The sequence below is a fragment of the Polymorphospora sp. A560 genome, assembly GCF_045781765.1.
In the GTDB taxonomy this organism is placed as follows: Bacteria; Actinomycetota; Actinomycetes; order Mycobacteriales; family Micromonosporaceae; genus Polymorphospora; species Polymorphospora lycopeni.
Map to the genome: position 1 here is coordinate 7,464,909 of NZ_CP122282.1, position 26,072 is coordinate 7,490,980.

Sequence of the window (26,072 nt, forward strand, 5' to 3'; positions counted from 1 at the left end):
GATAGTCTCGGCGGGTGGCGGATCACGACCTCACCCTCACCGCGAGCCTACGGCCGGCCGCGCTCGACGCCCGCCGCGGCATCGTCCGCCTGCACCCGGAGGTGCTCACCGCCCTCGGGCTGCACCCGGGCGATCCGGTGCGGTTGTCCGGCCGCCGGGTGACCGCCGGGATCGCCGCCCGCGCCGAGCACACCGCCAGCCGCGCCCTGCTCTACGCCGACGACCTCATCCTCGGCAACCTCGGGCTGCGCGACGGCGGCCAGGTCACCGTCGCGCCCACGCCGGTCGTACCGGCCCGGCGGGTGACGCTCGCCGGCCCGCCGGAGATCGTCGCCGCGGTCAGCCCGGAGATGCTCCGCCTCGCCCTGCTCGGCAAGGTCGTCACCGAGGGCGACGACGTGTCGCTGCTGCCCCAGGACGTGCTGCCCGACGCCACGGCCCGCGCCCTGGTCGAGGCCGCCCGCCGCAGCCTGGCCAACACCGTCGGGTACGCCTGGACCAGCACCCTGCTCACCGTCGCCGCCGCCGAGCCGGCGCAGGCCGCACTGGTCACCATGGACACCAGCGTCGGCTGGCAGGGCGGCCAGGTCACCCACGGCAACATGCCCGGCGCCGCGGCCGCGGGCCGGCTGGCCGTCGGTGGCGGGCCGGTGGCCGGTGCCGGCCGGGGCACCGGCGGTTCGCCGTACGCCACGACGCCCGCCGGCGGCGGTGCCCCGGCGCCGGCCGCCGTCGACGAGGTCGAGGCGCCCAGCGTCGACGACCTGCCCGGCCTGCGCGCCCAGGCGCACGAACTCACCGAACTGCTCGACCTCGGGTTCCACCACCGGGAGGTGCTCGGCCGGCTCGGCACCACCGTGTCGCTCGGCGTGCTGGTCAGCGGCCCCGCCGGATCGGGCAAGACCGCCCTCGTACGGGCCGTGAGCGCCGCCGTCGGCGCCCGGCTGGTGGCGCTGTGGGCGCCCGAGATCGCCGCGCTGACCAACGACGCCGCCGCCCGCCGGCTGCGGGAGGCCGCCGCCTCGGTCCGCTCCGGCGGCCCGGCGGTGCTGCTGGTCTCCGACGTGGACGCGCTGGTCCCCCGCGACCAGCCCGGCCCGCTGGCGACCGTGTTCCGGCAACTGCTCGCCGAGACGGTCGCCGCCGGGGCGGCCGTCGTCTGCACCACCAGTCACCCGGAGTCGGTCGACGTCGGGCTGCGCTCCCCCGACCTGCTCGCCGTGCAGATCACCGTGGCGCTGCCGGACAACGCGCTGCGCCGCGAGCAGCTGACCGTACTGACCCGGGGCATGCCGCTCGCCGACGACGTACGGCTGGACGACGTCGCCGGCCGTACGCCCGGGTTCGTCGCGGCCGACCTGGCCGCGCTGGCCCGCGAGGCCGGCGTGCGGGCGGCGCTGCGCCAGAAGGAGGCGCCCTCCCCGGCGGTGGCGATGGCCGACTTCGAGGCCGCCCTGGAGGTGGTCCGGCCGACGTCGATGGGTTCGTCCACCCTGGACATAGCGACCGTCACGCTGGACGACGTCGGCGACATGGTCGAGGTCAAGGAGACGCTCACCGAATCGGTGCTGTGGCCGCTGACCTATCCCGACACGTTCGCCCGGCTCGGTGTCCGGCCGCCGCGCGGCGTGCTCCTCTACGGGCCGCCCGGCTGCGGCAAGACCTTCCTGGTGACCGCGCTCGCCGGCACCGGCAAGGCCAACGTGCTGTCGGTCAAGGGCGCCGAGGTGCTCTCCAAGTGGGTCGGCGAGAGCGAGCGGGCCGTCCGGGAACTGTTCCGCCGGGCCCGGGAGGCCGCCCCGACGCTGGTCTTCCTCGACGAGGTCGACGCGCTGGCCCCCGTACGCGGTCAGGCCACCGACGGCGGCACCACCGACCGGGTCGTCGCCGCCCTGCTCACCGAACTCGACGGGGTCGAGTCCCTGCGCAACGTGGTGGTGATCGGGGCGACCAACCGGCCCGACCTGATCGATCCCGCCCTGCTGCGCCCCGGCCGGCTGGAACGCCTGGTGTACGTCCCGCCGCCGGACGCCGACGCCCGGGCCGAGATCCTGCGGGCGTCGGCCCGGACGGTGCCGCTCGCCGACGACGTCGACCTGGCCGAACTCGGCACCGAACTCGACGGGTTCTCGGCCGCCGACTGCGCGGCCCTGGTCCGCGAGGCGGCGCTGGCGGCGATGCGCGAGTCACTGGAGGCGTCGACGGTCACCGCCGCGCACGTCGCCGCGGCCCGCGCACGGGTACGCCCCTCGCTCGACCCGGTCCAGGTCGCCTGGCTGGCCAACTACGCCGACAAGCACTCGGCCCGCTGACCCGGCGCCGGGCCGCCCGGTCACGGCCCCTGCGGGACCTCGAAGTTCGGTACGGCCGGGGCCGCCGGCCCGGGCGCCCCCGGTTGTCCCGGTTCCGCCGGCATCACCGGCTGTTCCGGCACGACGGGTTGCTCAGGCAGGACCGGCTCTTCCGGCACGACGGGCTGTTCGGGCTGGGCCGGCTGCTCGGGCTGGACGGGCGGCTGTTCGGGCTGGGCCGGAGCCGGCGGTGCGGGTGGTTCGGCCGGCGATGCCGGAGCTTGGGTCGGCGTGGGCCCCGCCGGGGACGGGCTCGGCGAGGACGACGAGATCGACGGACTCGGGGAGGACGGCGACGGGCTCGACGGTGACGGGCTCGGTGACGACGAGGACGGTGACGGGCTCGGCGAGGACGGCGACGGTGACGGGCTCGGCGAAGGCGAGGGCGACACCGACGGTGAGGGAGACGGGGACACCGACGGCGTGGGTCGACCCGGCACGCCCGACGCACCAGGCGACGCGGCCGGAAGGCAGCTCGCCCGGTTCACGGTGTTCTCGTCGAGGGTGACCGCGCCGTCGCGGGCCAGCACCGCGCCGGGTGTGACCCGGGCACCGGGGTTGAGGCTGACCGAGTCGAGCGCCATGATGACGCCGACGAACTCGGTGTCGGAGCCCAACGTGGCCGACGTACCGACCTTCCAGTAGACGTTGCACAGCGGCCGGGGCGAGTTGACCACCCGCACCTGGCTGTCCGCGCCGGTGACCAGGGTGGTCGCCAGTTGGAAGACGAAGACCGCGTTCGCGTCGCCCCGGGCGTCGAGGGTGAGCGTGCCGGTGAGCGCCACCGCGTCGGTCGACGTGTAGACGCCGGGTGCGAGCGTCTTGCCGCCCAGCTCGGTGCCGGTCGGGTCGGTCGACACCCGGTTGCTCGCGTCGTCGTACGCGCTCGCCAGGTCGCGTTGGGCGTGCTGGGCCGACTCGTCGTTGGGATGCCGTTCGCCGTTGACGACCCCGGGCGGGAATCCGGTCAGCGTCTCGCCGGGTGCCACGCCGAGATCACCGCCGATCACGGAGTTGCCGACGTTGTTCACCGTTTCCCCGGCCAGTACGGCATAGCGGTCGGCCGCGCCGAGCGGGACCGGCCCGTTGGCCGCGTACGCGGGCGACGGCGCGAGGACCACGCCGGAGGCGAACGTGCCGCAGAGGACCAGACCCAGCCCTCTCAGGCCACGGCGGGCGCGTGCCCGGAGCGCAGCGTTGACTGTCATCGGATATCCCATTCGGTGTCGGATGGCTTGGCCCACCCTCGCGATCGCCCACCGGTGCCTGGCGGGCGGTGCCGGACCACCGACGGGCTCCCCCTACGTCTGTCGGTCAAACCTGGTCGCCCCGGCGAAGACCACTGGGGCGACACATCACGAAGCATTCTCACGACCGACCGAAGTCGGATGGTGACCGAATGTAGCGTGAAGCCGAGTGGCACCAGCGGGTCCACCACTGGGACATCGCACCGGGTGATGTTCCGCCACTGGGCGCCGTTTCCACGACCGAAGGGTTCACCGCGGATGTTGGAGCGACTGCACGAAGCCGGCCTTCGGGCCGAACACTGCTACATGGCGGGCATCGCGAGCATCGGCCTGTCGTTTCTGAGCTGGGCCTGCTCCCGCAAACTCGAGTCGGCGGGCATCGACCGCGCCGACCGGTGGGGCATCTTCATCGGCGAATGGGCCCCGACGTTCATCGCGCTCGGCAACGGGCTGCGCACGTACGAGAAGTGAGCCCGCGCCGAACCGGCAGATGATCAGCGCCGGCGGGTGCGGGCCCGCGTGGAGCGCAGCCGGCGGAGCCGGGCGACGAGCACCGGGGCGGCGGCAAGCGCGGCCGGGTTGTCGAGCAGCCCGTTGAGGATCTGGTAATAACGGGTCGCCGACAGGTCGAACGCGTCGCGGATCGCCTGCTCCTTCGAGCCGGCGTGTTTCCACCACTTCTGCTCGAAGGCGAGGACCTGCAGCTCGCGGTCGGTCAGCGGCGGAACCTCGGGCCGCGCCGCCCCGTCCGGCGGGGCACCGGCCCCGGTGGCATCGCCCGCACCCGCCGGCCCGTCGGGACCAGGCACGCCGGCCGGTTCGGCCGCGCCGTCCGGCGGCCGGAGGTCCGGGGCGTCGGAGGCGGACGATTTCCTGCCGCCGGAGGCGGATGACTTCATAGCGCCGGAGGCGGACGACTTCATAGCGCCGGAGGCGGATGACTTCATAGCGCCCCCCGGGCGTCGGTGGCACTGATGTGCGAACGGACTCACCAGCCTAGCCGCCTGCCGCGCACCGCGCACCAGACGCCCAGGTGGGGCGGGTTCCGGACCCCGCCCCACGCCACCAAGAATACTCTCAGGTGATGTCTCGACTACGCATTGTCCACAGTGCCGCGCCGAGAACCGCCACCAGTCCGACGCCGAACAGCACGGCCGACTGCTGCCAGGTGACCACCCACTCCGCCGGCTCGCACGCACCCATCGTGAACTGGCACGAGTTCCAGTCGAAGAGCGTGTACGACTTGTTGAACCAGGCCACCGCGTAGCTCGACAGCACGAACCGGTCGGGGAAGGACACGCCGACGATGTTCAGCGCGATCCGGAGCCCGATCTCGCTCACCACGCCGATCCCGACCGCGGCACCGAGCGCCATCGCGGTGTGCCGGCCCAGCGAGGCGAGGCCGAACGCGACGGCGGTGACCGCCAGCACCAGACCGATCCCCCGGGCACCGGTGATCGCGAGCGACTGCCAGGTGCCACCGGTCATCCCCGCGACCGTGCCGTCGAACTTGCCGATGAGCCAGAACGCGACCGTCCACAGGGCACCGAGTACGACGCTGATCCCGAGCACGCTGCCGAGCAGCACACCGAGCTTGGTGAGCAGGACCGGCAGCCGCCGGGGCCGCCAGAGCAGCAGGTTCATCATGCCGCCGGTGTTCCACTCGGCGCCGACATACGACGCGCCGACGATGAACCCGAACAGGGCGACGATCCCGGCGAACACCGAGACGAAGATGCCGAACTCGGCTTTGAAGTCGAACTGGTAGGGCAGGAACCACTCGGCCATGAACTGGTCGCGCTGGGGCGCGTAATCGCGGCCGCAGTCCGGCGGGTAGCGGTCGTCGGTGTTCTCGCCCCGCGCCTGCGCCGCCTCGCAGTCGGCCACCGACTCCTGGTGGTAGCGAACCTGTTCCTCGTACTGCTGTTGGGCCTTGGCCTCGGCGGCGGCGCGCTGCGCCGGGCCGGTCGGCTGGCTGGCCAGGGAGAACGAGACCACGATGGCGCCGAGCCCGAGCACCATCAGGACCAGCATCAGCCGGGTCACCCGGCGCTTGAACAACCGGCGGAACTCCGCCTTCGCGAGGCTCATACCCCCCACGCTCCCTTGCTCGGCGCCCCGGCGTCGGCCGCGCCGGCCGGCCCCACCACCACGGACTGGTCGACCTGCCGGTTCTGGCCGGGCACCGGTGCGGTTGCGGTCAGTTCGAGGAAGACGCTCTCCAGGTCGACGGTGAGCGGGGTCAGTTCACTGACGAAGAAGTCGCTCTCGGCCAGCACCCGGGTCACCCTGGCCGGCTTGTCGATCCCGCCCACCATGAGGTGGTCACGGTAGGTGGTGACCTGCGCGCCGGCCCGGGTGAGCAGGTCGGCGGCGATCGGCAGGTCGGTGACGGCCTCCAGGCGGACCCGGATCTCGGTGGCGGAGTGCTGCGCGAGCACCTCGGCGACCGGCCCGGCCGCGACCCGGCGGCCGCGGGAGATGATGGTGACCGAGTCGCAGATCTGCTGCACCTCGCCGAGGATGTGGCTGGACAGCACGACGGTCATGCCGGACCTGGCGAGGTTGGCCATCAGCGACCGCATCTCCCGGATGCCGCCGGGGTCGAGGCCGTTCGCGGGCTCGTCGAGGATCAGCAGTTTCGGGTTCTTCAGCAGGGCGGAGGCGACCGCGAGCCGCTGCTTCATGCCCAGCGAATAGGTCTTGACCCGCTCACCGGCCCGGTCCCGCAGGCCGACCAGTTCGAGCACCTCGGCCACCCGGGTCTGGGCCACCCCGCCGGCGTCGGCGAGTAGCGACAGGGTGTCGCTGGCACTGAAGAACGGGAAGAACTGCGGACTCTCGACGATCGCGCCGACCTGGCCGGCGACGGCCGGCAGCGCCGCCGGCACCTCGTGACCGAGGATGCTCATCCGGCCACCGTTCGCCCGGATGAGCCCCAGCAGGGTGCGCAGGGTGGTGGTCTTGCCCGACCCGTTCGGGCCGAGGAAGCCGTGCACCTGACCGGCTTCGACCAGCATGTCGAACCCGTCCAGCGCCTGGCGGACGCCGTGGCGTCTGCTCCGGTACGTCTTTCGTAGACCTTCTATTTCCAGTACGGCGACCAAGTTCGGCCTCCCCGCCTCGGTTCCGATGACGTGGGCACCATACTCGGTATGCACAAGCCACGCTCACCCTTCCCCGGACAGGGGACAGAAAGGTAGGCCGTCAGGCGCAGATGACCGTCAGCCCGGCGGCCCGGAACGCCTCGACCGTCACCGGGTCGGCCCCCGAATCGGTGACCAGGGTCTCCACCCGCTCGATCGCGCAGATCCGGGCGAAGGCGTGCCCGCCCAGCTTCGACGAGTCGGCGATGATCACGACCCGCTTCGCGCGGGCGACCATGAGGGCGTTCATGGACGCCTCACCCTCGTGGTGGGCCGCCGCGCCGAGGTGTACGTCGATCGCGTCGACCCCGAGCAGCGCCACGTCGAGGGTGACCTCGCGCAGCAGCGCCCCGCCGAGCGGCCCGACCAGCTCGAACGACTGCGGCCGTACGACGCCGCCGGCTACGACGACCTTCATCCGCGACCGGACCAGCAACTCGTTGGCGATGTTGAGCGCGTTGGTCACGACGGTCAGCTGCGCGCCGTCGGCGCTGGTGTTCAGGTCGGCGCGTACGGCGAGCGCCCGGGCGACCTCGGTGGTCGTCGTGCCGCCGTTGAGACCGACCACCATGCCGGGCGAGACCAGCCCGGCGGCGGCGGCGCCGATGCGCTGCTTCTCCGCGGAGTGCTTGGCCGTCTTGTAGCGCAGCGGCAGGTCGTAGGAGACACCGTTGGCGACCGCGCCACCCCGGGTACGCGTGATCATCTGCTGCTGCGCGAGCTGGTCGAAGTCACGCCGGATGGTGGCCTGCGAGACGTCGAGCCGTTCGGCCGCGTCCTCGACGCTCACCCGACCGCTCTCGGTGAGCAGTTCGAGCAGGGCGTTCCAGCGCGCGTACCGGTCCACGGAATGCCTCTCTGCACGAACGGTGAGCAGTTGCGTGCACGATAGTGCGCGAAACTGCGCCACGCAAAGCCCGCAGGGTGCGCGATCTCGTCACATGGTTGCCAGGCCCCGGAAACTTCGCGCACAATGACGCTCGAAAGACCCTCGTACCGAGCCGTATCAAGCAGCAGGGTTCGGTGCGCCACCGTCCGGCGCGCAGTGGTCTCGGCAAAGGAGTGCTTCCATGGCTTACGTCGACACGGAGATCGCGAGCCAACCCGACTGCTGGCGCCAGGCCGCCGAGGTCGCCGCAACGTCCACCGACGCGCTACCCCGCCGGGGCGAACGGGTCGCCGTGGTCGGCTGCGGCACCTCGTGGTTCATGGCGATGGCGTACGCGGGCCTACGCGAGCGGGCCGGCCACGGCGAGACCGACGCCTTCCCCGCGTCCGAGTTCCCGGTCGGCCGACGTTACGACCGAGTGCTCGCGATCACCCGGTCCGGCACCACCACCGAGGTACTCGACCTGCTCAACGACCTGCACGGCACCTGCCCGACGTCGGTCGTCGTCGGCGACCCGGCATCGCCGGTGGTCGACGTGGCCACCGACACGGTGCCGATTCCGTTCGCCGACGAACGGTCGGTCGTGCAGACCCGCTTCGCCACCAGCGCCCTCGCGCTGCTGCGCACCAGCCTCGGCGAAAACCTGTCGGCCGCGGCCGCCGACGCCGAGGTGGCCGTACGGGCACCGCTGCCGATCGACCCGGCCCGCATCGAGCAGGCCACCTTCCTCGGCCGGGGCTGGACGATCGGGCTCGCCCACGAGGCAGCGCTGAAGTGCCGGGAGGCGGCCACCTTCTGGGCCGAGGCCTATCCGGCGATGGACTACCGGCACGGCCCCATCTCGATCGCGGCGCCCGGCCGTGCGGTGTGGGCGTTCGGCGAAATCCCCGACGGGCTCTCGCTCGACGTCGAGGCCACCGGTGCGGCGTTCGTCCACAGCCGGACCAGCGGGGTCCACTCCGTACTCGGCCGGTGGGTCGCCGGGCGCAAGCCGCTGGACCCGATGGCCGACCTGATCCTGGCCCAGCGGTTCGCGGTCGCGCTGGCCACCAGCCGCGGTCTCGACCCGGACGCACCCCGCCACCTGACCCGCTCCGTCGTTCTCACGTGACCGAGCGGAGCGAGGTGACCATCGGGCTCAGTACAAGGCACGGTGGCACCGGGCGCGGCGAGGGGGCAGCGTGACCGAGCGCAGCGAGGTCGCCATCAGGCTCAGCACAAAGCACGGTGGCACCGAGCGCAGCGAGGGGACACCGTGACCGGAACCGCCGTCGTCGCGCTCGACGTCGGGGGCACCGGGATGAAGTGTGCGCTGGTCCGGCCCGACGGCCGGGTGCACCACACCGAACGGCACCCGACCGGCGCCGACCGGGGCCCGGAGGCGGTGATCGGCACCATCCTCGACGTCGCCGAAGGGCTGGCGGACAAGGCGCGGGCCGACGGGCTCGAGGTGGTGGCGGCCGGGGTGGCCGTACCCGGGGTCGTCGACGAGGCCGCCGGCGTGGCCCGCTGGTCGGCGAACGTCGGCTTCCGTGACGTACCGCTGCGGGACCTGGTGGCGGCGCGCCTGGGGCGGCCGGCGGCGCTCGGCCACGACGTGCGGGTCGGCGGCATCGCCGAGGCCCGGCTCGGTTCCGGGCAGGGCAGCGACCACGTGCTGTTCGTCGCGATCGGCACCGGCATCGCCGCCGCCCACGTGGTCGGCGGGTCGGCGTTCGCGGGGGCGCACGGCGCCGCCGGCGAACTGGGCCACATCGTCGTACGCCCCGGCGGCCTGCGCTGCGGCTGCGGGCAGTACGGCTGTCTGGAGTCGATCGCGTCGGCGGCGGCGGTCGGCCGGCGCTACACCGAGTTCTCCGGTACGCCGGCGACCGCGGCCCAGGTGGCCGCCGGTGCCGTCGCGGGTGATCCGGTCGCCGGGAAGGTGTGGCGGGAGACCGTCGAGGCGCTGGCCGACGGCCTGCTCGTCGCCCAGGCCCTGTTCGACCCGGCGGTGGTGGTGCTCGGCGGTGGACTCGCCGAGGCCGGCGCCGCCCTGCTCGACCCGCTGCGCGCCGCCCTGCGCCAGCGGCTGACCTTCCACCGCGAGCCACGACTGGTTCGCGCCACTCTCGGCGACGAGGCCGGCTGCATCGGGGCCGCCCTGCTCGCCCTCGACACTCTGGAGGCTCCGTGACCGTACGCGTCAGTGGCAAGGTGGTGACGCCGAACGGCGTGATCCGGCAGGGCTGCGTGGAGGTCGTCGGCGACCGGGTCAACGCGGTCGCCGAATACCCGAGCGTGCGTGACGGGCACTGGATCGTGCCGGGGTTCGTCGACATCCACACCCACGGCGGCGGCGGGCACACGTTCACGACCGGTGACGTCGACGCGGCGCGCGGCGCGGCGGCGTTCCACCTGGCGCACGGTACGACGACGCTGCTGGCCAGCCTGGTCAGTTCGTCGTACGAGCTGATGCGGGCGGCGACGGCGGCGTTCGCGCCGCTGGTCCGCGAGGGGGTGCTGGCCGGGGTGCACTACGAGGGGCCGTACCTGTCGACGGTGCGCTGCGGTGCGCAGAATCCCGAGTTCCTGCGTGACCCGTCGGCCGACGAACTCACCGAGTTGATCGAGTTGAGCGGCGGCACGCTGCGGATGGTCACCCTCGCGCCGGAGCGGGACGGGGCGCTGGAGGCGGTGAAGCTGCTGGTCTCGCACGGGATCGTGGCGGCGGTCGGGCACACCGACGCGACGTATGAGCAGACGCTGGCGGCGGTCGCGGCCGGCGCCTGCGTCGGCACCCATCTCTTCAACGGCATGCGCCAGCCGCACCACCGCGAGCCGGGGCCGGTCTTCGCCCTGCTCGGGGCGCCGAACGTGTTCTGCGAGCTGGTCGCCGACGGGGTGCACCTGCACGACGGGACGCTGGCGTTCGCGGCCCAGACCGCCGGCCCGGACCGGGCGGTGCTGATCACCGACGCGATGGCCGCCGCCGGGATGGCGGACGGCGAGTACGAACTCGGCGGGCAGTCGGTGACGGTCGCCGACCGGGTGGCCCGGCTGACTCGCGACGGGTCGATCGCCGGGTCGACGCTGACCATGGACGCGGCGCTGCGCCAGGCGGTGGGTGCCGGGGTGTCGATGGTCGACGCGGTCCGGATGGCGGCGACCACGCCGGCCCGGGCGATCGGGGTCGACGACCGGGTCGGGGCGCTGGTCCCGGGCCGCCGCGCCGACCTGGTGGTGCTCGACGACGAACTGCGGGTGGTCCGGGTGATGCGCGCCGGCGCCTGGATCTGACCGGTACGCCCGGCACCGGGCCGGGTCAGGAGACCGGTGTGGGCTTCTCCACGGGTGCGGCCGGCTGGTTGAAGATCGCCGGCCGGTCGAACCCGTTGGGCAGCGCCGGCAGCGGGAGGTCGTCCCAGGGCACCCGGCTGAGCAGGCGGGAGAGCAGGAGGCCGAGCAGGAATCCGGCGATCGAATCGGTGATCCAGTGGAAGCCGAGGTAGGTCGTGGTGCAGAAGACGATCGCCGGGGGCGCCACCCGGATCGTGCGGTAGACCGCCGGGGAGACGTCCGGCCGGTGGAGGTGCCGGAGCAGGCCGGCGAGCAGCAGGGTGATGACGCCGTACCAGACGATGGCGTTGGCGACGTGCCCGGATGGATAGGCGTGTTCGGTCGGGTCGCTGAACAGCCGCTCCGGGTGCGCGACGTCCTCGTTGTGCGGGTAGCCGCGGTGCAGCAGCAGCTTCATCGGCCCGATCGTCGCGTACGTGATCAGGAACCCGCCGGCGAAGACGAGTGCCGGCCGTACCGACCGGGACCGCCAGGCCAGCGCGGCGGCGAGCAGGCCGGCCACCGGCATCAGCAGCCAACCGCCCTGGCCGAGGAAGTTGAAGACCCGGGCGGTCCAGTACGCCGCCTCCGGCCGGTGCGAGTCGACCCAGTCCCGTACGGCGATGTCGGTGTCGAGGAACAACCCGTTCGCCAGGGCGAGCGTCAGGGCCGCCGTGGCGACGAGCAGCACCCCGTCGAGCCACCAGCCGGCCGGCCGGACCGGGCGCGGGGTGAGCCCGGCGATCTGCCGTACCGTCCGGGTCAACTGCACGCAGCCAGGCTACAGGTGCTGGCGGATCCGCTCGTGGATCAGATCGATGCGGACCCCGGAGTTGGGGCAGCCGCCGAAGTGGTGCAGCGCGATGACCTTGTCGCTGGCCCGGGAGATGACCGGCGAACCGGACGAGCCGCCCTCGGTGTCGCAGTGGTAGGAGATGTCGGACGCGGTCCCGTAGCCGTCGTAGCTCGGGTTGTCGACGGCGCAGGTGCCGTTGGCGTCCCGGTCGCTGGACATCGCGATCACGGTCGGGTCGCCGCCCGGGTGCTGCGGGATGTAGAGCTCGGTGCCACGGGCTGGCCGGCGCAGGTCGAGTTCGAGGTAACCGAACTTCTCCACGGCCGGAAAGTCCTCGACGGTGAACAGCGTGTAGTCGAGCGTCCGGTCGGTGCTCAGCACCCGGTCGCCCCACACCTTCGTGCTCCGGAACACCTCGTAGCCGCCGCAGGCCGCGCACTGGTAGTTGAACCACACCTCGGTCTGGTACGCCTCTTCCGAGCTGGTGAAGCAGTGGTGGTTGGTCATCATCCGGTTGGTGGGGCCGAGCCGCCACGCCGTGCACAGTTCGGTGCCGTTGATGAGCAGCCGGGCGACCGCCTTCGAGCGCTCGTACGCGACCGGGTCGCTGGACCGGTAGCAGATCGCGTCGCGGGAGTCGTTGCGGCCGCAGACGCTCTCCTCCCGGCCGGGCCCGGCGGCGCCGGGCGCCGCTGCCGCGCTCTCCCGGTCGGCGGCGGTGAGGCCGTGCGCGACCCGGTCGATGCCGACGCCGAGCCCGGCCAGCCGGGAGCCGAGGCCGAGCAGGTCGGGGCGGGCCCGGTGCAGGGTGACCACGGCGGTGTCGCCGGAGACCGACATCGCCCAGCGGCCGGCCGGCGAGCCGCGCAGCGCGTCGACCACCCCGCCGACCGGGTCGCCGTCGATGCGGTGCACCTCGGTGCCGTCCGGGCTGGCCACCGTGACGTGGTCGCCGGGCAGCATCAGGAGCCGGTCGAAGTGCACCTTGACGTAGTCGGCGCCCGGGTAGCGCAGTGTGGTGGAGGTCTCCCCGTCGAGGTAGCCGAGCACCCGGTCGACGGTCTTCAGGGTGCCGATCCGGTCCCGGCCGGCGGGCGCGGAGGTGTTCTCGTCGCGGCCGGTGGGCGGCGCCGTCCGGTCGCGCCCGGCTGGGGCGGTGGCCGCGCGGTCCGGCTCGGGGAGCGGCGGGTCCTCCTCGACCCGGTCGGCCGGGTCGGGCGTACCGGTGGCGGACGTCTCCGTGCCCGACCAGGTCGGCCGCTCGGCGGGCTGCCCCACCGCCGCCGCCACCCCGGCCAGTGCCACCACCGTGCACGCTCCGACAACCCATGCCACCGTCCGCCGCATACCTGTGTCTCCCGTGTGTCCTGTGCGCGACATGCCGACGGCAGAAACCGTCAGATGCCACAAAGCCGGTGATCTCGCCACTGTGTAACGAGCCACGCCAGGCGGCGACGCGCGGTCCCGGCCGTCATGCTTGATGGGTGCGTATCACTTCCGCCCTCGTCGACCCGGCACTGCTCGACCTGCCGTGGTCCACCCCGCTGGAGGAGTGGCCGGCAGATCACCTGGTGGCGCTCCCCCAGGGCATCTCGCGGCACGTCGTACGGTTCGTCCGGCTCGCCGGCACGGTCTACGCGGTCAAGGAGACCGGCGAGCGGGTCGCCGAACGCGAGTACGACCTCCTCCGCGCCCTGGAGCGGATCGACTTCCCGTCCGTCGAGGCGGTGGCGATCGTCGCCGACCGGGTCGACCCGACTGGTGAGCCGCTGGCCCCGGTCCTGATCACCCGGCACCTGCAGTTCTCCCTGCCCTACCGGGCGCTCTTCTCCAACACGCTGCGCCCGGAGACGATGAACCGGCTGCTGGACGCGCTCGCCGCGCTCATCGTCCGGATGCACCTGACCGGCTTCTTCTGGGGCGACTGCTCGCTGTCCAACACGCTCTTCCGGCGCGACGCCGGCGCCTTCGCCGCCTACCTGGTCGACGCCGAGACGGGGGCACTGCACCCGCGGCTCTCCAACGGCCAGCGCGGCGAGGACCTGGAGATCGCGCGGGTGAACATCTTCGGCGAGGCGCTCGACCTGCAGGCCGCCGGGCTGCTGCACGAGTCGATCGACCCGGAGGTGGTCTGCGAGGAGGTCGTCGCCCGCTACGAGCGCCTGTGGCACGAGATCACCTTCGAGCAGGAGGTCGCCCGGGAGGCCCGGCACGACATCGAGGGCCGGATCCGGCGGCTCAACGAGATGGGCTTCGACGTGGCCGAGGTGGCGATGTCCCTGGTCGACCAGGGGGCCTACCTGATCCGCCCGAAGGTCGTCGACGCCGGCTACCACTCCCGCCGGCTGCTGCGGCTGACCGGGCTGGACGCCGAGGAGAACCAGGCCCGCCGGCTGCTCAACGACCTCGACACCTACCGGGCCGAGAGCGACCTGACCGACGAGCAGCAGGCGGCACACCGGTGGTTGACCGAGGTGTTCGAGCCGGTGGTCCGGGCCGTACCCGCGCACCTGCGCCGCAAGCTGGAGCCGTCGGAGTTGTTCGCGCAGGTCATCGAGCACCGGTGGCGGTTGTCGGAGAAGGCCGGTCGCGACGTCGGGCTGGCCCCGGCGGTGCAGTCGTTCCTCGCCGACGTGCTGGTGCACCGCCCCGACGAGCAGGCCGTGCTCGGCATCGAGGTCGCCACCGGGTGACGAGCGACCGGCCGGTCCACCCGGCCGGTCACGGGACCGGGTCGGGTTCGTCCTCGGGTAGGGCCGGCACCGGGGTGGTCTGGGTGAGCAGCCAACTCAGCCCCGCCCGGCGGGCGACGACGGTGATCCGGTCACCGGCCCGGACCCGGCTCTCCAGGGCGGGCGCCCACCGCAGCCGCGACTGACCGGCCCGGGCCAGCCCGATCACGCGTACGCCGGTGCCGCGCCGGGCATCGCGCAGCCGTAGCCCGTCGAGCGGCGACCGCTCGCCGACGGTCACCTCGGCGACCAGCAGGACGTGCCGGTCGACCGGGATGGTGGCGATCACGTTGCGGTTGGTCAGGGCACTGGCGAACGACGGCGCGGCCAGGTAGGAGACGCTGCGCGAGATGTTCATGTTGAAGGCGTGCTGGATCCGGGCGGCGAAGTCGCCGTCGAAGAGGCGCAGCACGACCCGCAGGTCGGGGTTGAGGGTGCGCCCGTTGAGCGCCGCCTGGAGGTTCGTCACGTCGTCGGTGGAGACCATGACCAGGGCCTGGCAGGTGGCCACCGAGGCGGCCCGCAACGTCTCCTCCTGCGCCCCGTCGGCGACGATGAACGGCACGCCGAGCCGGCGGACCAGCGACGCGCCCCGGGCATCGGGGTCCTTGTCGATGGTCACGACCTCGACCCCCAGGTCGTGCAACTGCCCGACGACCCGGCTCCCGACGTTGCCGAGCCCGACCACCACCACGTGGCCGTCGCGGCGCACCGAGAGCCGGCCGACGGTGAGGGCGAGCTTGGCGTTGACGATGCCGTCGACCACGGCGGCGGTGATCAGCGGGATCAGCGCCAGCCCGGCGAGGGTCAGCACCACCTGCATGACCTGCACCCGCGCGTCGGTGCCGGCCTCGGGCTCGGCCCCGCTGAACGTGGTCAGCAGGGTCAGGTAGACCGCCTCCGCGATGCTGACCCGCTCGGCGCGGGCCAGCAGGAAACCGAAGAGCGCGACGATGGCGAGCACGCAGAGCGTCGCCATGCCGATCTTTCGGGTGGCGAACGACCGGATGCTCCGCAGCAGCCCGACGAACGGGTGCCGCCAGCGGGCCCGGGCCAGCCGCCGGGCCGCCAGTTCGGTCCCGGCCGGCCGGCCGCTCGCCTCGGCGAGCACCAGGTCGGCCCGACTCTCGTCGGACGGCAGGACCCGCAGGTTGTTGGGCTCGCGGGTGTCGGCGAGCCCGACCACCACGTGCTCGGGCCGTACGTCGGCCCGCCGGGCCACCAGCAGGGTGCGGCCGGCGTGCCGGAAGTGGGTGGGGGCGACCTCGCCCAGCGCGGCGGCGACGAAGGCGGGTGCCGCCATCGAGGCGTCGGAGAGCACCTCGCAGTCCGGGAAGAGCCGCTTGACCCCGTTGCCGAGGTTGGCGTTGAACATCCGCATGACCAGGCGGAGGTCGGGCTCGACCTCCTGTGCGCACAGTGCGGCGTGGATGTTGCCGACGTCGTCCTGGTGCAGCAGCGCCAGGCCGGCCGCCCCGGTGAGGCCGGCGAGGCGGAAGGTCTCCTCGTTGAGGCGTTCGGCCCGCACGATCCGTATGCCGCGCAGCGCCGTGATGTCCGGGTCGCCGGGACGGCGCCTGGTCGGCACGATGACGGTGATCCGTACCGGGCTGGTGGGGGTGTCCCGCCGCAGCGTCCGGACCACCCAGTAGGCCAGTGCGTCGTCGCCGCAGATCACGTAGTGCGGACGTGCCTCGCCGTTGGGGCGCAGGCTGTCCCGCAGCCTCGACTCGACCACGCGACGGGCGCGGCTACGCCAGGGGCCGGAGGTCATGCCCGGATCGTAGCGATGTCGTTCATCGATCGCCGCCCCGTGATCATTTCGCCGGATCGGGCAGCAACGTATCGACGACTCGATCGTTAAGCACTTTGTTGCAGTGCTCCCTATTTGCTAGGTGTATCCGGATTTGCTGCCCGCAGTATCCGTACGGCACCTGATTGGATGCGCAATGTCGAGATGGTTCCATCGTGCGGTCGGCACCGTCGGTGTCGCCGGCGGCTTCCTCCTGCTCACCGGCGGCGCCGCCCAGGCCGATCCGGCCGACGCCACGCCGCAGGCGGCCGATCCGCAGCAGGTCCAGGGCGCCATCGACAAGCTCCTGACCCCGACCGGCACCCTTCCCGACCTGGGCCTGTCCGAACTCGACGCGACCGCCGGGGAGATCTCCGACGGCGTGCTCACGATCAGCCGCAACAACGCGGCCGACGGCAGCCGGGAGGCGGCGCCGGACCCGCTGACCGGACAACTGCCGGACCTCGCCGACGTGCCGGTCGACCGGCTGCTCGCCGGCGAGCTCCGGATGTTCCCCGGCCTCGGCGACCAGTCCGCCCCGGCCGGGCCGGCGGTCGACCAGGTCGGCCAGCCGGTTGGCCGGACCGGCGCCACGGCGGACGCCATACCGGCCATGGTGACCTCGGCCGGCGAACAGGTGCCCGCCCTGATCGGCGACGCGCTGATGGCCCAGAAGCCGGAGCTCTTCGGTGCCACCGAGTCGCTGCCCGTCGTCGACACGCTGCCGGTCGTCGGCGGCCTCCCGGTGGTCGGTGACCTGACCCACGGCGGCGTACCGCTGGTCGGATCACTGCCGCTGGTCGGCGACCCGTCGAACCTGGTCGGCCCGGCCGCCGCCGGTCCGACGACCCAGCCGGCCACGACCCAGCCGGCCACGACCCGACCGGCGACCACCCAGCCCGCCACGACCCAGCCGGCGACGACCCAGCCGGCGACCGGGGACACGGCCACCCGACCCGCGACCGGACCGGCACCGTCGACCGCCGGCGGGCAGCCGGCCCGCGGCGGCGAGCGGAGCTTCAACGGCACCGGCCGTCCGGTCGCCGGCGAGGACCCCGACTACGCCGAGTCGGCCTCGTCCGCACGGCAGGTCCTCCCGGCCTCCGACGGCCCGCAGACGCTCCCGGCGTTCGACGGCCCGGTGACCCTGCCGGCCCCCGCCGGCTCACCCGTCTTGCCCGCCGCCGGTCAGCACCCCGGAATCCGGCCCGCCGGGGCCCTGCCCGGCGGACCGGATCCGCAACTCCTGCCGGCCTTCGACGGCCTGCAGACCCTGCCCGCACAGGGCGGCCGACCCGCCACCAGCACCGTCGCGCCGATGGTCATGAGCATCGACCGAACCCTGCCGGCGGGCTGACCGCCCACGGCCCCCCGACGGCCCCCGCCCGGCGCGACCCGCCGGCCGGGGGCCGTTCCCCGATCCACCCACCCGCCGACCCGGATTGAACGCCGCCGTACCGGGCACCCTGGCCACAACCGGGCCGGAGGGGCGGATGGACGGATCACGACTGCTGGGCCGCCTGTTCGGCGTACGCGCCGAGCAGGTCGACCCCGGCGCCGACGGCCCGGCCGAGGCGCCGGGGATGCCCGGCCCGGCCGGGGTGACGGTCGTCGGCGGTGGCATCGCGGGCATGTCCGCGGCGGTGGTGCTAGCCGAACGCGGGGTGCGGGTGACGGTGCTCGAAGGCGCCCCACGGCTGGGCGGGCGGCTGTCGGCCCGGCCGGAGTCGCTTCCCGACGGTACGTCCCAACTCGTCGACCACGGTTTCCACGCGTTCTTCCGGCAGTACTACAACTGGCGGGCGATCCTGCGCCGGATCGACCCCGGGCTGGGTTTCCTGCGCCCGGTCGACGGCTATCCGGTGCTGTCGGCCGACTGGCCGCCGGAGGAGTTCGGCCGGCTGCCGGCCGCCCCGCCGGCGAACCTGCTGGCCCTGCTCGCCCGCAGCCCCAGCCTGCGCCTGCGCGACCTGCGCGACATCGACCGGCGGGCGGCGCTGCCGCTGCTCGCGTACGACCCCGAACGCACCCACCGCGACCACGACGGCGCCAGCGCACGGCAACTGCTGGACCGGCTGCACCTGCCCGACCGCGCCCGGGCGATGCTCTTCGAGGTCTTCGCGCACTCGTTCTTCAACCACGAGGCCGACCTGTCGGCCGCGGAACTGATCGCCGCCTTCCACTTCTACTTTCTCGGCAATCCCGAGGGGCTCGCCTTCGACGCACCCGACCTCGACCACGACAGCGCTATCTGGCGGCCGCTCGCGGCCCACGCCGAACGCCGGGGCGCGGTGGTGCACACCGGTGACCCGGCCGTGGAGGTCCGGCCCGGCTGGCGGGTCGACACCGCCGCGGGGCGTACCCACCGGTCGGCGTTCCTGGTCCTCGCCGTCGATCCGCCGGCCCTGCGCGACCTGCTCGCCGCCTCGCCCCGGCTCGCCGCCGCCGCACCGGTGCTCGCCGGGCAGGTCGCGGCGGCCGGAGTCGGACCGCCGTACGCGGTCGCCAGGTTCTGGTTCGGCGGCGACGTGGCCCCGGGGCGGTCGGTGTTCAGCGGGGTTTCGCGGCAGCCGACCCTCGACTCGATCACGCTCTACCACCGGCTGGAACGCGGCGCCCGGCGGTGGGCCGACCGCGTCGGTGGTTCGGTCGTCGAACTGCACGCGTACGCCTGCCCCGACCTGCCGGCGCCGGTCCTGGCGGACCGGATGCGGGCCGAACTCGCGGCCCTGTGGCCGGAGACGGCCGGCCTGCCCGTGATCGACCTGCGGGCGGAGACCGGGGCGCGGGCCCCGGCGTTCCGGCCCGGCACGGCGGCCGGCCGCCCGGGTGTGCGCACCGACGCCGACCGGCTCTACCTGGCCGGCGACGGCATCCACACCGACCTGCCGAGCGCGTTGATGGAGCGGGCCGCGGCCACCGGGATCACCGCCGCCAACCACGTGCTGCGCCGGCTCGGTGCGGCGGCCGAGCCGCTGCGGTCGGTCCGCCCACGCGGGCTGCTGGCCGGTCGGCGGGGCTGAGCCGTGCAGACGTTCCTGCCGTACCCGGACTTCACCGCCAGCGCCCGCGCGCTGGACGCCCGGCGGCTCGGCAAGCAGCGGGTCGAGGCGTTGCAGGTGTTGCGGGCCCTCACCCGGCCGCGCTACGGGTGGCGGCACCACCCGGCGGTGAAGATGTGGGCCGGCTACGAGGAGGGCCTGGTCCGCTACGGCCTGCAGATGTGCGCGGTGTGGTGCGAGACCGGGCGCCGGGACACCGTCGCGGGCAGCCTGGTCGCGGACCTCACCCTCGCCTGCGGCGCCTTTCCCGTACGGGCCCAGCCCGACCTGGCCGCGGCCGGCGAGCTGCCCCCGTGGCTCGGTGACGGCGCGCTGCACCGCAGCCACCGCTCGTCGCTGCTGCGCAAAGACCCCGACTTCTACCGGCCGCTGTTCGGCGACCTGCCGGACGACCTGCCGTACGTCTGGCCGGGCTCCGACCGGCCAGCCCGCTGCCTGCCGCCTGCCGACGGTTAAATCGCTGGTCCGACGTTCGCCGGTCTACCTACAGTGGACCGGTCAGCCGGCCACGACCGAGCCGCCCGTCCGACCGGACCGGGCGGCTGTTTCGTCACGCCCCACCCCCACCGCGCCGCGACCGAACGAGAGGAGTCCCGGTGAACGCCGTACTGGTCGTCAACGCCGACCTCGGGCCGCTGCACCGGGTCAGCGTGCAGCACGCGATCCGGATGCTCTGCCGCCGGGTGGCCGAGATCCACGAAGCCGAGCCGGACCGGCTCATCGGGGCGTTCCCGCTGCCCCGGGTCGTACGCCTGGTCCGCTACGTCGTCACCCGCTGGCGGTTCACCTCCGGGCCGGGGTGGTCCCGGGCCGGGGTACTGGTCCGCGACGGCCGGTGCTGCGCCTACTGCGGCGGCCCGGCGAGCACCGTCGACCACCTGCTGCCCCGCTCGCGCGGTGGCCGGAACACCTGGCTGAACACGGTCGCCGCCTGCGGTCCGTGCAACAACCGCAAGGCCGACCGTACGCCCGGTGAGGCGGGCATGCGGCTACGCCGTACGCCGGTCGCCCCCAGCTGGGCGGCGCTGGTCCGCTGAACCCACCCGGCCACGTCGGCCGGTCGACCCGGCCGGCCGGTGAAGGACCTCCTTCGCCGGCCGGCTCCGCCCTGGAGGCGACGATGTCCGCCCGCCGGAAGAAGTACCCCCGCACCCACCACCTGCCCGGCTCCCCCGGCGCCACCGCCGACGACCGGCGGCTGCCCGACCTGTCCGGCCTGACCGGCGAACTGGTGGTGACCGAGAAGATGGACGGCGGGAACGTCACCTTCACCCGCGAGGCGATGTACGCCCGCTCGGTCGACTCCGGCACGCACGTGTGGGACCGGCCGGCGAAGGCGGTCTGGGCGCGGGTGGCGCACGACGTCCCGGCCGGCTGGCGGATCTCCGGCGAGTCGATGTGGGCCCGGCGCAGTGTCGGCTACGACGACCTGCCCGGGGTCTTCCTCGTCTTCGCGGTGTGGGACGCCGACGACACCCTGCTCGGCTGGGACGACACCGAGCAGTGGGCCGCCCTGCTCGGCCTGCCACTGGTGCCGGTGCTGCACCGGGGGGCGGATCTCGCCGCCGCACTGGGCGCCTGGGCCGGGTGCCGGGACGCCACGACGTCGGAGGGTTTCGTCGTACGGCCGGCGGGTCCGGTGCCCGCAAGCGAGTTCGCGCACCGGGTCGGCAAGTGGGTACGCGCCGGCCACGTCCGTACGACGGCGGCCTGGCGGCACCGGGACGACTTCGCCACCAACGGTTTCCGGGCAACGGATGGGCCGAAACGGTCACCTTCTCCGGGGGCCGGATAAGTGAGTGGGCATCGATCGTGGGCCGCCCGTTTTCCGGGCGGGCCCATCGGCTTCCGTGCGGTCCGAGATTGGTGGAGCCCCCGGCCGGGATCGAACCGGCGACATCTCGCTTACAAGGCGAGTGCTCTGGCCAGCTGAGCTACAGGGGCGTGTCCGTGGCCAGCATAACCACTGATCGGGCCACAACAGCGCAATGACCGGCATCGGTGGCCAAGATCGCTCTTCCGGTGCCGGAAGTGCGGCGGGAGCAACTGAATCGGACCGATAGACGAACTTGTCGACATGGACTGCCCGACTGGCCATTTAGTGACTGTCAGAAGCCACTTGTCCCAGAAAGTCGGGCCCGTCAGCGCCGGCTTCCGTCCCACGGATGGCGTCTGACCTTGGCACCGGGCCGAATCCCGTTTACCGTGGCGTGACACGAGCGACATCCGTGGCTGCCCTGCTGTCCGGATGCCGTTCGTTGGCCGGTGCCCACCGCACCGGTCGCTCCTTCACTCGGATCGTCCGGCACGTTCCTGCCGGTGAAAGGAAGCGCTTCACCATGGCTACGGTCACCTACGCGAAGGCGTCCCGGATCTACCCGGGCACCGAACGCCCCGCGGTCAACGAACTCGACCTGGAGATCGGCGACGGGGAGTTCCTCGTCCTGGTCGGCCCCTCCGGTTGCGGCAAGTCCACCAGCCTGCGGATGCTCGCCGGTCTCGAAGACGTCGACAAGGGCTCGATCTACATCGACAGCCGCGACGTCACGCACCTGCCGCCGAAGGCCCGCGACATCGCGATGGTCTTCCAGAACTACGCGCTCTACCCGCACATGTCGGTCTACGACAACATGGCCTTCGCGCTGAAGCTGCGCAAGACCTCGAAGGCCGAGATCGACCGGCGGGTGAAGGAGGCGGCGGCGCTGCTGCAGCTCGAGGAGTTCCTCAGCCGCAAGCCCAAGGCGCTCTCCGGTGGTCAGCGCCAGCGGGTCGCCATGGGTCGCGCCATCGTCCGCGAGCCGCAGGTCTTCCTCATGGACGAGCCGCTGTCCAACCTGGACGCCAAGCTGCGGGTCCAGACCCGTACCCAGATCGCCTCGCTGCAGGCCAAGCTCGGCGTCACGACCGTCTACGTCACCCACGACCAGGTCGAGGCCATGACCATGGGCCACCGGGTGGCGGTCATGCTCGACGGCGTGCTCCAGCAGGTCGACACCCCGCGGACGCTCTACGACACCCCGGCCAACGTCTTCGTCGCCGGCTTCATGGGCTCCCCGGCCATGAACATCAAGACCGTGTCGCTGTCGGAGAAGGGCGCGGTGTTCGCGGACCTGCTCGTTCCGCTGACCCGGGAGCAGGTTGCCACGGCCCAGGCCGACGGCGGCAACAAGAAGGTGACCGTCGGGTTCCGTCCGGAGGACTGCGACCTGGTCAGCCCGACCGAGGGCGGCCTGCCGGTCGTCGTCGAACTGGTCGAGGACCTCGGCTCCGACGCCAACGTCTACGGCCACGCCACCCTCGACGGCGTCTCGGAGCGGTTCGTCGTACGCACCGACCGCCGGCACATGCCGAACATGGGCGACACGGTGTTCGTGAAGCCGCGTACCGACCGGCACCACACCTTCCACGCCGCGACCGGCGTGCGGATCTGATCCGCCTGGTCGAACGAGAAGGGCGCCCCACGGATCTCCGTGGGGCGCCCTTTCCCGTCCGGCCGGGCACCGGAGGCTCGGGGTCGCGGGCCGATCCCGCCGGTGCCGAAACACCGGCGGTCACGGTGGCCTCGACGTCGTAGGCGCTACAGACCGATCTTGCCGGTGCCGGCACCGGCCATGACGACCGATTTCACGTCGTTCGGGTTGGTGAGGGTGTAGCTGTAGTAGGTGCTCGGCTCCTGCACGGTGCCGCCGGCGTCACCCGGCTCGCTGCTGCCGGCCAGCACGTTGTCCCGGGCGATCATCCGGCCGCGCTGTCCGGAGTAGCTGATCGACCACGGCTCCTCGACGTCCTCGAAGTAGTTGCCCTCGACGACGCAGCCGGAGTTGAGCTGGCAGGCCACCCCGACATCGGTGTTGTAGACGAAGTAGTTGTTGAACACGTGCACCGGATCGCCGAACCGGACCCGCGGGTTGCGCTGCGGCGTACGGTCGAACCAGTTGTTGTGGTACGTCACCTTGAGCTGGCCGATGTCCTGCGCCCCGTTGCTGTCGTCGTGGCCGAGCAGCATCGTCTTGGTGTGGTGGTGGACGTGGTTCCACGAGATGGTCACGTAGCTCGACCCGCGCTTGACGTCGATGAGACCGTCGTAGCCCTGGGCCAGGTCGTTGTGGTCGATCCAGACGTGATGGCTGAACATCTGGACGTTGATCGCGTCGTCGACGGTGTTCCGGAAGTTCAGGTTCCGGATGATCACGTTGTGCACCGCGTCCGGCGGCCGGGTGGTGATGTCGCTGACCGGCAGGCCGATGTTGAGGCCGCCACCGGTGATGCCGGAGTTGGCCCCGACGCCGACGATGGTCTTGTCCGAGGTCACGTCGTGCATCGGGCCGGGCAGGGCGATCATCCCGTCGACCCGGATGTTGAGCGGACCCGGGGTGGCGATGGCGGTGAGCAGTTCGGCCGCGGTGTCGACGGTGACCGTCGGGCCGCCGGCGCCGCCGGTGGTGCCGTTCTGCCCGAGGGCGTCGACCGAGGCGAAGCCGACCGGCGGCGCCATCGGGTCGAGCGGCGGGCCGGTGGGCGGCAGGGTGGGTCCGGTGGTGGGGCCACCGGTCGGTGGCGCGCCGGTCTCGGTGTCGACGGCGACGTCGTCGAACGACGCGCTGGCGTACGAGGTGGCCAGGCCGACCCGGCCACTGGCGAAGGCGCTGTCGGTGGCCTCGACGGCGAGGTTGCCGTTGACATACCCGCGCAGCGAGTTGCCGACGGCCTCCAGCCGCAGCGTCGCCCAGCTTCCGACGGTCGGGCCGCCGGCACCGCTGGCCAGCGCGACGGGAGCGCCGCCGGACCGCTTGAGCAACTGCACCGCGCCGCCGCTGGTGACCACGAGGGCGTAGTAGTTGCTGCTGCTCTGCGCCCGGGCGACCACTCCGACGTGGCGGTTCGCGCCGTTGAACCCGGTGGGCTTGACCCGGGCCTGCACGCCGTAGTCGGTCCAGGTGGCGGAGCCGACCAGGGTGCGGGCGTCGCTGCTGGTGCCGGACTGGCGGTTGACGAGTGAGCCGTCGGTGACGACCGACCAGCTTCCGCCCGACTTGGACCAGCCGTTGGAGTTGCCGTCCTCGAAGTCGTCGGAGAACAGGCTGTCCGCGAAGGCGTACGGGGTGCCGAACGCCAGGACGGCGGCGGTCAGGGTTCCGGCGGTGGCTGCCGCGACGGGCAGCCGCCACCGGGATCGGTGGGGAACGGGAGTCTTGTCCATGGTTGAGCCTCCCTGGGGTGTGTGGTGGGGTGGCCGCCCGGCGGCCGGCCGGGAACCGGCCGCCGGGTGGACGATGGCCAACCGTGCCGGCCACGGATGCGAGGACGCGGCCGGGCACGGCTGGCGGCTTGCGGGTCCGGCGGGACGGCCGGACCGACCGGTAATCAGACCGGCAGCTTGCCGGCCCCGGCGAGCAGCGTGGTCGCCAGCGGGACCAGCGGTGCGGGCAGCACCGGTCCGTGGCGCAGGGTGGGCGTCCAGCCCGCGTCGGAGCCGAGGGGAACCTCGTTCGCCGCGTTGTACGCCCCCAGCAGGTCGACGTGGCGGGGCAGCCGCCAGCCCTCGCGGACCCAGTTGCCCTTCTCGGTGATCGCGGTTCCGGACCAGTCGTAAATGATCTTGTCTGCGGTGACGCCCCGGTCGAGGGAGAAGTAGTTGTTCTCCGCGTAGATGGCCGACTGGACCCCGACCCCGAGGGCGTACTGGAAGTCGGCGCCGGACAGCTTGTAGTGGTTGTTGTAGACGTCGACCTGACCGAACCGCACCCGCGGCAGCCGCTGGTAGACGTTCTCGAAAACGTTGTGGTGAATCGTCACGTTGAGCTTTCCGACGTCCGGCCCGACGGTGTTCGACGAACCGATCAGCATGACCTTGTCACGGCCCGTGAAACGGTTGTAGGAAACGGTGACCAGGCTGGCGGTGTGGGTGATGTCGACCGAGCCGTCGTGCACCTGGTACGGCCGCCCGAAATACAGCGGCTGGGAACTGTCGGGGTTGTCGCCGTCGGTGAACGTGTTGTGGTCGATCCAGACGTTCTGGCTGCGCCGCACCGAGATCTGGTCGTACTGCGAGTTCCAGTTTCCGGTCTCACCGTCGGTCGGCGACCAGGCCGGGAAGCAGTCCCGGGCGTCGTCGAAGGTGATGTTGCGGATGATCACGTTGTTGGCGGTGTCGGCCATCAGGGTGAGACCGGTCAGGACCGCACCGCGCAGTCCGATGACCGTGGTGTTGGGGCCGAGGTTGATCTGGGTGTGCCGGGTCTGGTTGGTGACCGAGCGGACCCGGGCCTGCTCCAGCGCCCCGGACGGGGTGACCCGTCCCCAGGTCGCCGGGTCGTAGGCGGCCAGGTACGCCGGCAGCGAGTATTCCGGGTCGGCCAGATCGTCGCAGCTCAGCAGCTTGTCGTCGGGTCCCTCGAAACCGTCGATGGTGCCCTTGATGTAGATGATCTTCGGAGTGGCGTTGGACCGGTTGGTGGCGTTGTCACCGCCGAGCGCCGCGATCAGCTCGGCCCGGGTCTGCACCACGTGCACCTGGTCGCGCGTCGCGGCGGCACCGCCGGTGGTGCCCGGGCCGTACGCGGCCCAGCCGTCGTTCGCCGGCAGCGTCTGCCGGCCCGCCGGCCGGTCGATGCCGCCGCCGGCGGCCGCGACGGTGGCCGGAGCCGCCGCGAGGCAGACCCCGACCGCCGCGGCCGTCAACACCCTCGATCGCATTCGCATATTTCGCCCCTGCCTGATGTTCGCCAGTACGAAACCT

General features: G+C 72.6%; 22 protein-coding genes and 1 tRNA gene. 12 read left to right on the forward strand and 11 right to left on the reverse strand.

Features of this window, described 5'->3' with window-relative positions; all coding sequences use genetic code 11:
• Positions 1–14: 14 nt before the first annotated feature.
• Positions 15–2,312 (forward strand): AAA family ATPase, encoded by a 2,298-nt coding sequence (locus tag QCD66_RS33660; RefSeq protein ID WP_375735153.1) that lies wholly within the window; start codon positions 15–17, stop codon positions 2,310–2,312.
• A 20-nt stretch (positions 2,313–2,332) separates the two neighbouring features.
• Here QCD66_RS33660 and QCD66_RS33665 read toward each other — a convergent pair whose 3' ends face one another.
• Complete coding sequence (locus tag QCD66_RS33665; protein WP_375735154.1) at positions 2,333–3,559, reverse strand: ice-binding family protein; 1,227 nt, start codon at positions 3,557–3,559, stop codon at positions 2,333–2,335.
• 297 nt (positions 3,560–3,856) lie between these two features.
• Between QCD66_RS33665 and QCD66_RS33670 the strand changes: the two genes are divergently transcribed.
• The gene (locus QCD66_RS33670) at positions 3,857–4,069 is read left to right on the forward strand and encodes a hypothetical protein (protein ID WP_357535447.1); all 213 of its coding nucleotides are present in this window, start codon (positions 3,857–3,859) and stop codon (positions 4,067–4,069) included.
• Positions 4,070–4,092: 23 nt separating this feature from the next.
• On the opposite strand, the gene QCD66_RS33675 is transcribed toward QCD66_RS33670, so the two are convergent.
• The 4 genes from QCD66_RS33675 to QCD66_RS33690 all read right to left on the reverse strand — a co-directional run bounded on the left by QCD66_RS33675 (position 4,093) and on the right by QCD66_RS33690 (position 7,591).
• The gene (locus QCD66_RS33675) at positions 4,093–4,497 is read right to left on the reverse strand and encodes a DUF3263 domain-containing protein (protein ID WP_375735155.1); all 405 of its coding nucleotides are present in this window, start codon (positions 4,495–4,497) and stop codon (positions 4,093–4,095) included.
• A gap of 178 nt (positions 4,498–4,675) precedes the next feature.
• Positions 4,676–5,689, reverse strand: coding sequence for an ABC transporter permease subunit (locus QCD66_RS33680; protein WP_375735156.1), 1,014 nt, complete (start codon positions 5,687–5,689; stop codon positions 4,676–4,678).
• A complete protein-coding gene (locus QCD66_RS33685) occupies positions 5,686–6,618 on the reverse strand; it encodes an ABC transporter ATP-binding protein (protein ID WP_375735171.1) in 933 nt (310 codons plus the stop codon). Before QCD66_RS33685 ends, QCD66_RS33680 begins: the two co-directional genes overlap by 4 nt.
• 187 nt (positions 6,619–6,805) lie before the next feature.
• Positions 6,806–7,591, reverse strand: a complete 786-nt coding sequence (locus tag QCD66_RS33690; RefSeq protein ID WP_364211166.1) for a DeoR/GlpR family DNA-binding transcription regulator — start codon at positions 7,589–7,591, stop codon at positions 6,806–6,808.
• A gap of 223 nt (positions 7,592–7,814) precedes the next feature.
• On the opposite strand from QCD66_RS33690, the gene QCD66_RS33695 reads away from it, so the two are divergent.
• From QCD66_RS33695 to nagA, 3 genes are all read left to right on the forward strand, one after another.
• The gene (locus tag QCD66_RS33695) at positions 7,815–8,744 is read left to right on the forward strand and encodes a sugar isomerase (protein WP_364211163.1); all 930 of its coding nucleotides are present in this window, start codon (positions 7,815–7,817) and stop codon (positions 8,742–8,744) included.
• Between the two features lie 189 nt (positions 8,745–8,933).
• Positions 8,934–9,809: an ROK family protein gene (locus tag QCD66_RS33700; protein ID WP_375735172.1), complete on the forward strand. Its 876-nt coding sequence runs from the start codon at positions 8,934–8,936 to the stop codon at positions 9,807–9,809.
• Positions 9,806–10,912, forward strand: a complete 1,107-nt coding sequence (gene nagA / locus QCD66_RS33705) for an N-acetylglucosamine-6-phosphate deacetylase (protein ID WP_375735157.1) — start codon at positions 9,806–9,808, stop codon at positions 10,910–10,912. The genes QCD66_RS33700 and nagA overlap by 4 nt, the downstream gene beginning before the upstream one ends.
• A 25-nt stretch (positions 10,913–10,937) precedes the next feature.
• Here the strand turns inward: nagA and QCD66_RS33710 are convergent, their stop codons facing one another.
• A complete protein-coding gene (locus QCD66_RS33710; RefSeq protein ID WP_364211157.1) occupies positions 10,938–11,723 on the reverse strand; it encodes a phosphatase PAP2 family protein in 786 nt (261 codons plus the stop codon).
• Positions 11,724–11,732: 9 nt separating this feature from the next.
• Positions 11,733–13,082, reverse strand: coding sequence for a trypsin-like serine peptidase (locus QCD66_RS33715; protein WP_375735158.1), 1,350 nt, complete (start codon positions 13,080–13,082; stop codon positions 11,733–11,735).
• A gap of 149 nt (positions 13,083–13,231) precedes the next feature.
• Between QCD66_RS33715 and QCD66_RS33720 the strand changes: the two genes are divergently transcribed.
• Positions 13,232–14,440, forward strand: a complete 1,209-nt coding sequence (locus tag QCD66_RS33720; protein ID WP_357535431.1) for a DUF4032 domain-containing protein — start codon at positions 13,232–13,234, stop codon at positions 14,438–14,440.
• Between the two features lie 28 nt (positions 14,441–14,468).
• On the opposite strand, the gene QCD66_RS33725 is transcribed toward QCD66_RS33720, so the two are convergent.
• A complete protein-coding gene (locus QCD66_RS33725; protein WP_375735159.1) occupies positions 14,469–16,253 on the reverse strand; it encodes an NAD-binding protein in 1,785 nt (594 codons plus the stop codon).
• Between the two features lie 175 nt (positions 16,254–16,428).
• Here QCD66_RS33725 and QCD66_RS33730 point away from each other — a divergent pair, with 175 nt between their 5' ends.
• The 5 genes from QCD66_RS33730 (at position 16,429) to QCD66_RS33750 (ending at position 21,128) form a co-directional block, all read left to right on the forward strand.
• Complete coding sequence (locus QCD66_RS33730) at positions 16,429–17,628, forward strand: hypothetical protein (protein WP_375735160.1); 1,200 nt, start codon at positions 16,429–16,431, stop codon at positions 17,626–17,628.
• A gap of 136 nt (positions 17,629–17,764) precedes the next feature.
• Positions 17,765–19,294, forward strand: coding sequence for an FAD-dependent oxidoreductase (locus QCD66_RS33735; protein WP_375735161.1), 1,530 nt, complete (start codon positions 17,765–17,767; stop codon positions 19,292–19,294).
• A gap of 3 nt (positions 19,295–19,297) precedes the next feature.
• Positions 19,298–19,789: an MSMEG_6728 family protein gene (locus QCD66_RS33740; protein ID WP_364211143.1), complete on the forward strand. Its 492-nt coding sequence runs from the start codon at positions 19,298–19,300 to the stop codon at positions 19,787–19,789.
• 140 nt (positions 19,790–19,929) lie between these two features.
• Positions 19,930–20,370: an HNH endonuclease gene (locus tag QCD66_RS33745; RefSeq protein WP_364211140.1), complete on the forward strand. Its 441-nt coding sequence runs from the start codon at positions 19,930–19,932 to the stop codon at positions 20,368–20,370.
• Positions 20,371–20,453: 83 nt separating this feature from the next.
• A complete protein-coding gene (locus tag QCD66_RS33750) occupies positions 20,454–21,128 on the forward strand; it encodes an RNA ligase family protein (protein ID WP_375735162.1) in 675 nt (224 codons plus the stop codon).
• 72 nt (positions 21,129–21,200) lie between these two features.
• Here QCD66_RS33750 and QCD66_RS33755 read toward each other — a convergent pair.
• A tRNA-Thr gene (locus QCD66_RS33755) sits at positions 21,201–21,277 on the reverse strand.
• 395 nt (positions 21,278–21,672) lie between these two features.
• Between QCD66_RS33755 and QCD66_RS33760 the strand changes: the two genes are divergently transcribed.
• A complete protein-coding gene (locus QCD66_RS33760) occupies positions 21,673–22,764 on the forward strand; it encodes a sn-glycerol-3-phosphate ABC transporter ATP-binding protein UgpC (RefSeq protein WP_364211134.1) in 1,092 nt (363 codons plus the stop codon).
• Between the two features lie 146 nt (positions 22,765–22,910).
• On the opposite strand, the gene QCD66_RS33765 is transcribed toward QCD66_RS33760, so the two are convergent.
• Positions 22,911–24,533 (reverse strand): family 16 glycoside hydrolase, encoded by a 1,623-nt coding sequence (locus QCD66_RS33765; RefSeq protein ID WP_375735163.1) that lies wholly within the window; start codon positions 24,531–24,533, stop codon positions 22,911–22,913.
• A gap of 164 nt (positions 24,534–24,697) precedes the next feature.
• Positions 24,698–26,017, reverse strand: coding sequence for a polysaccharide lyase family 1 protein (locus QCD66_RS33770; RefSeq protein ID WP_375735164.1), 1,320 nt, complete (start codon positions 26,015–26,017; stop codon positions 24,698–24,700).
• Positions 26,018–26,072: the final 55 nt, after the last annotated feature.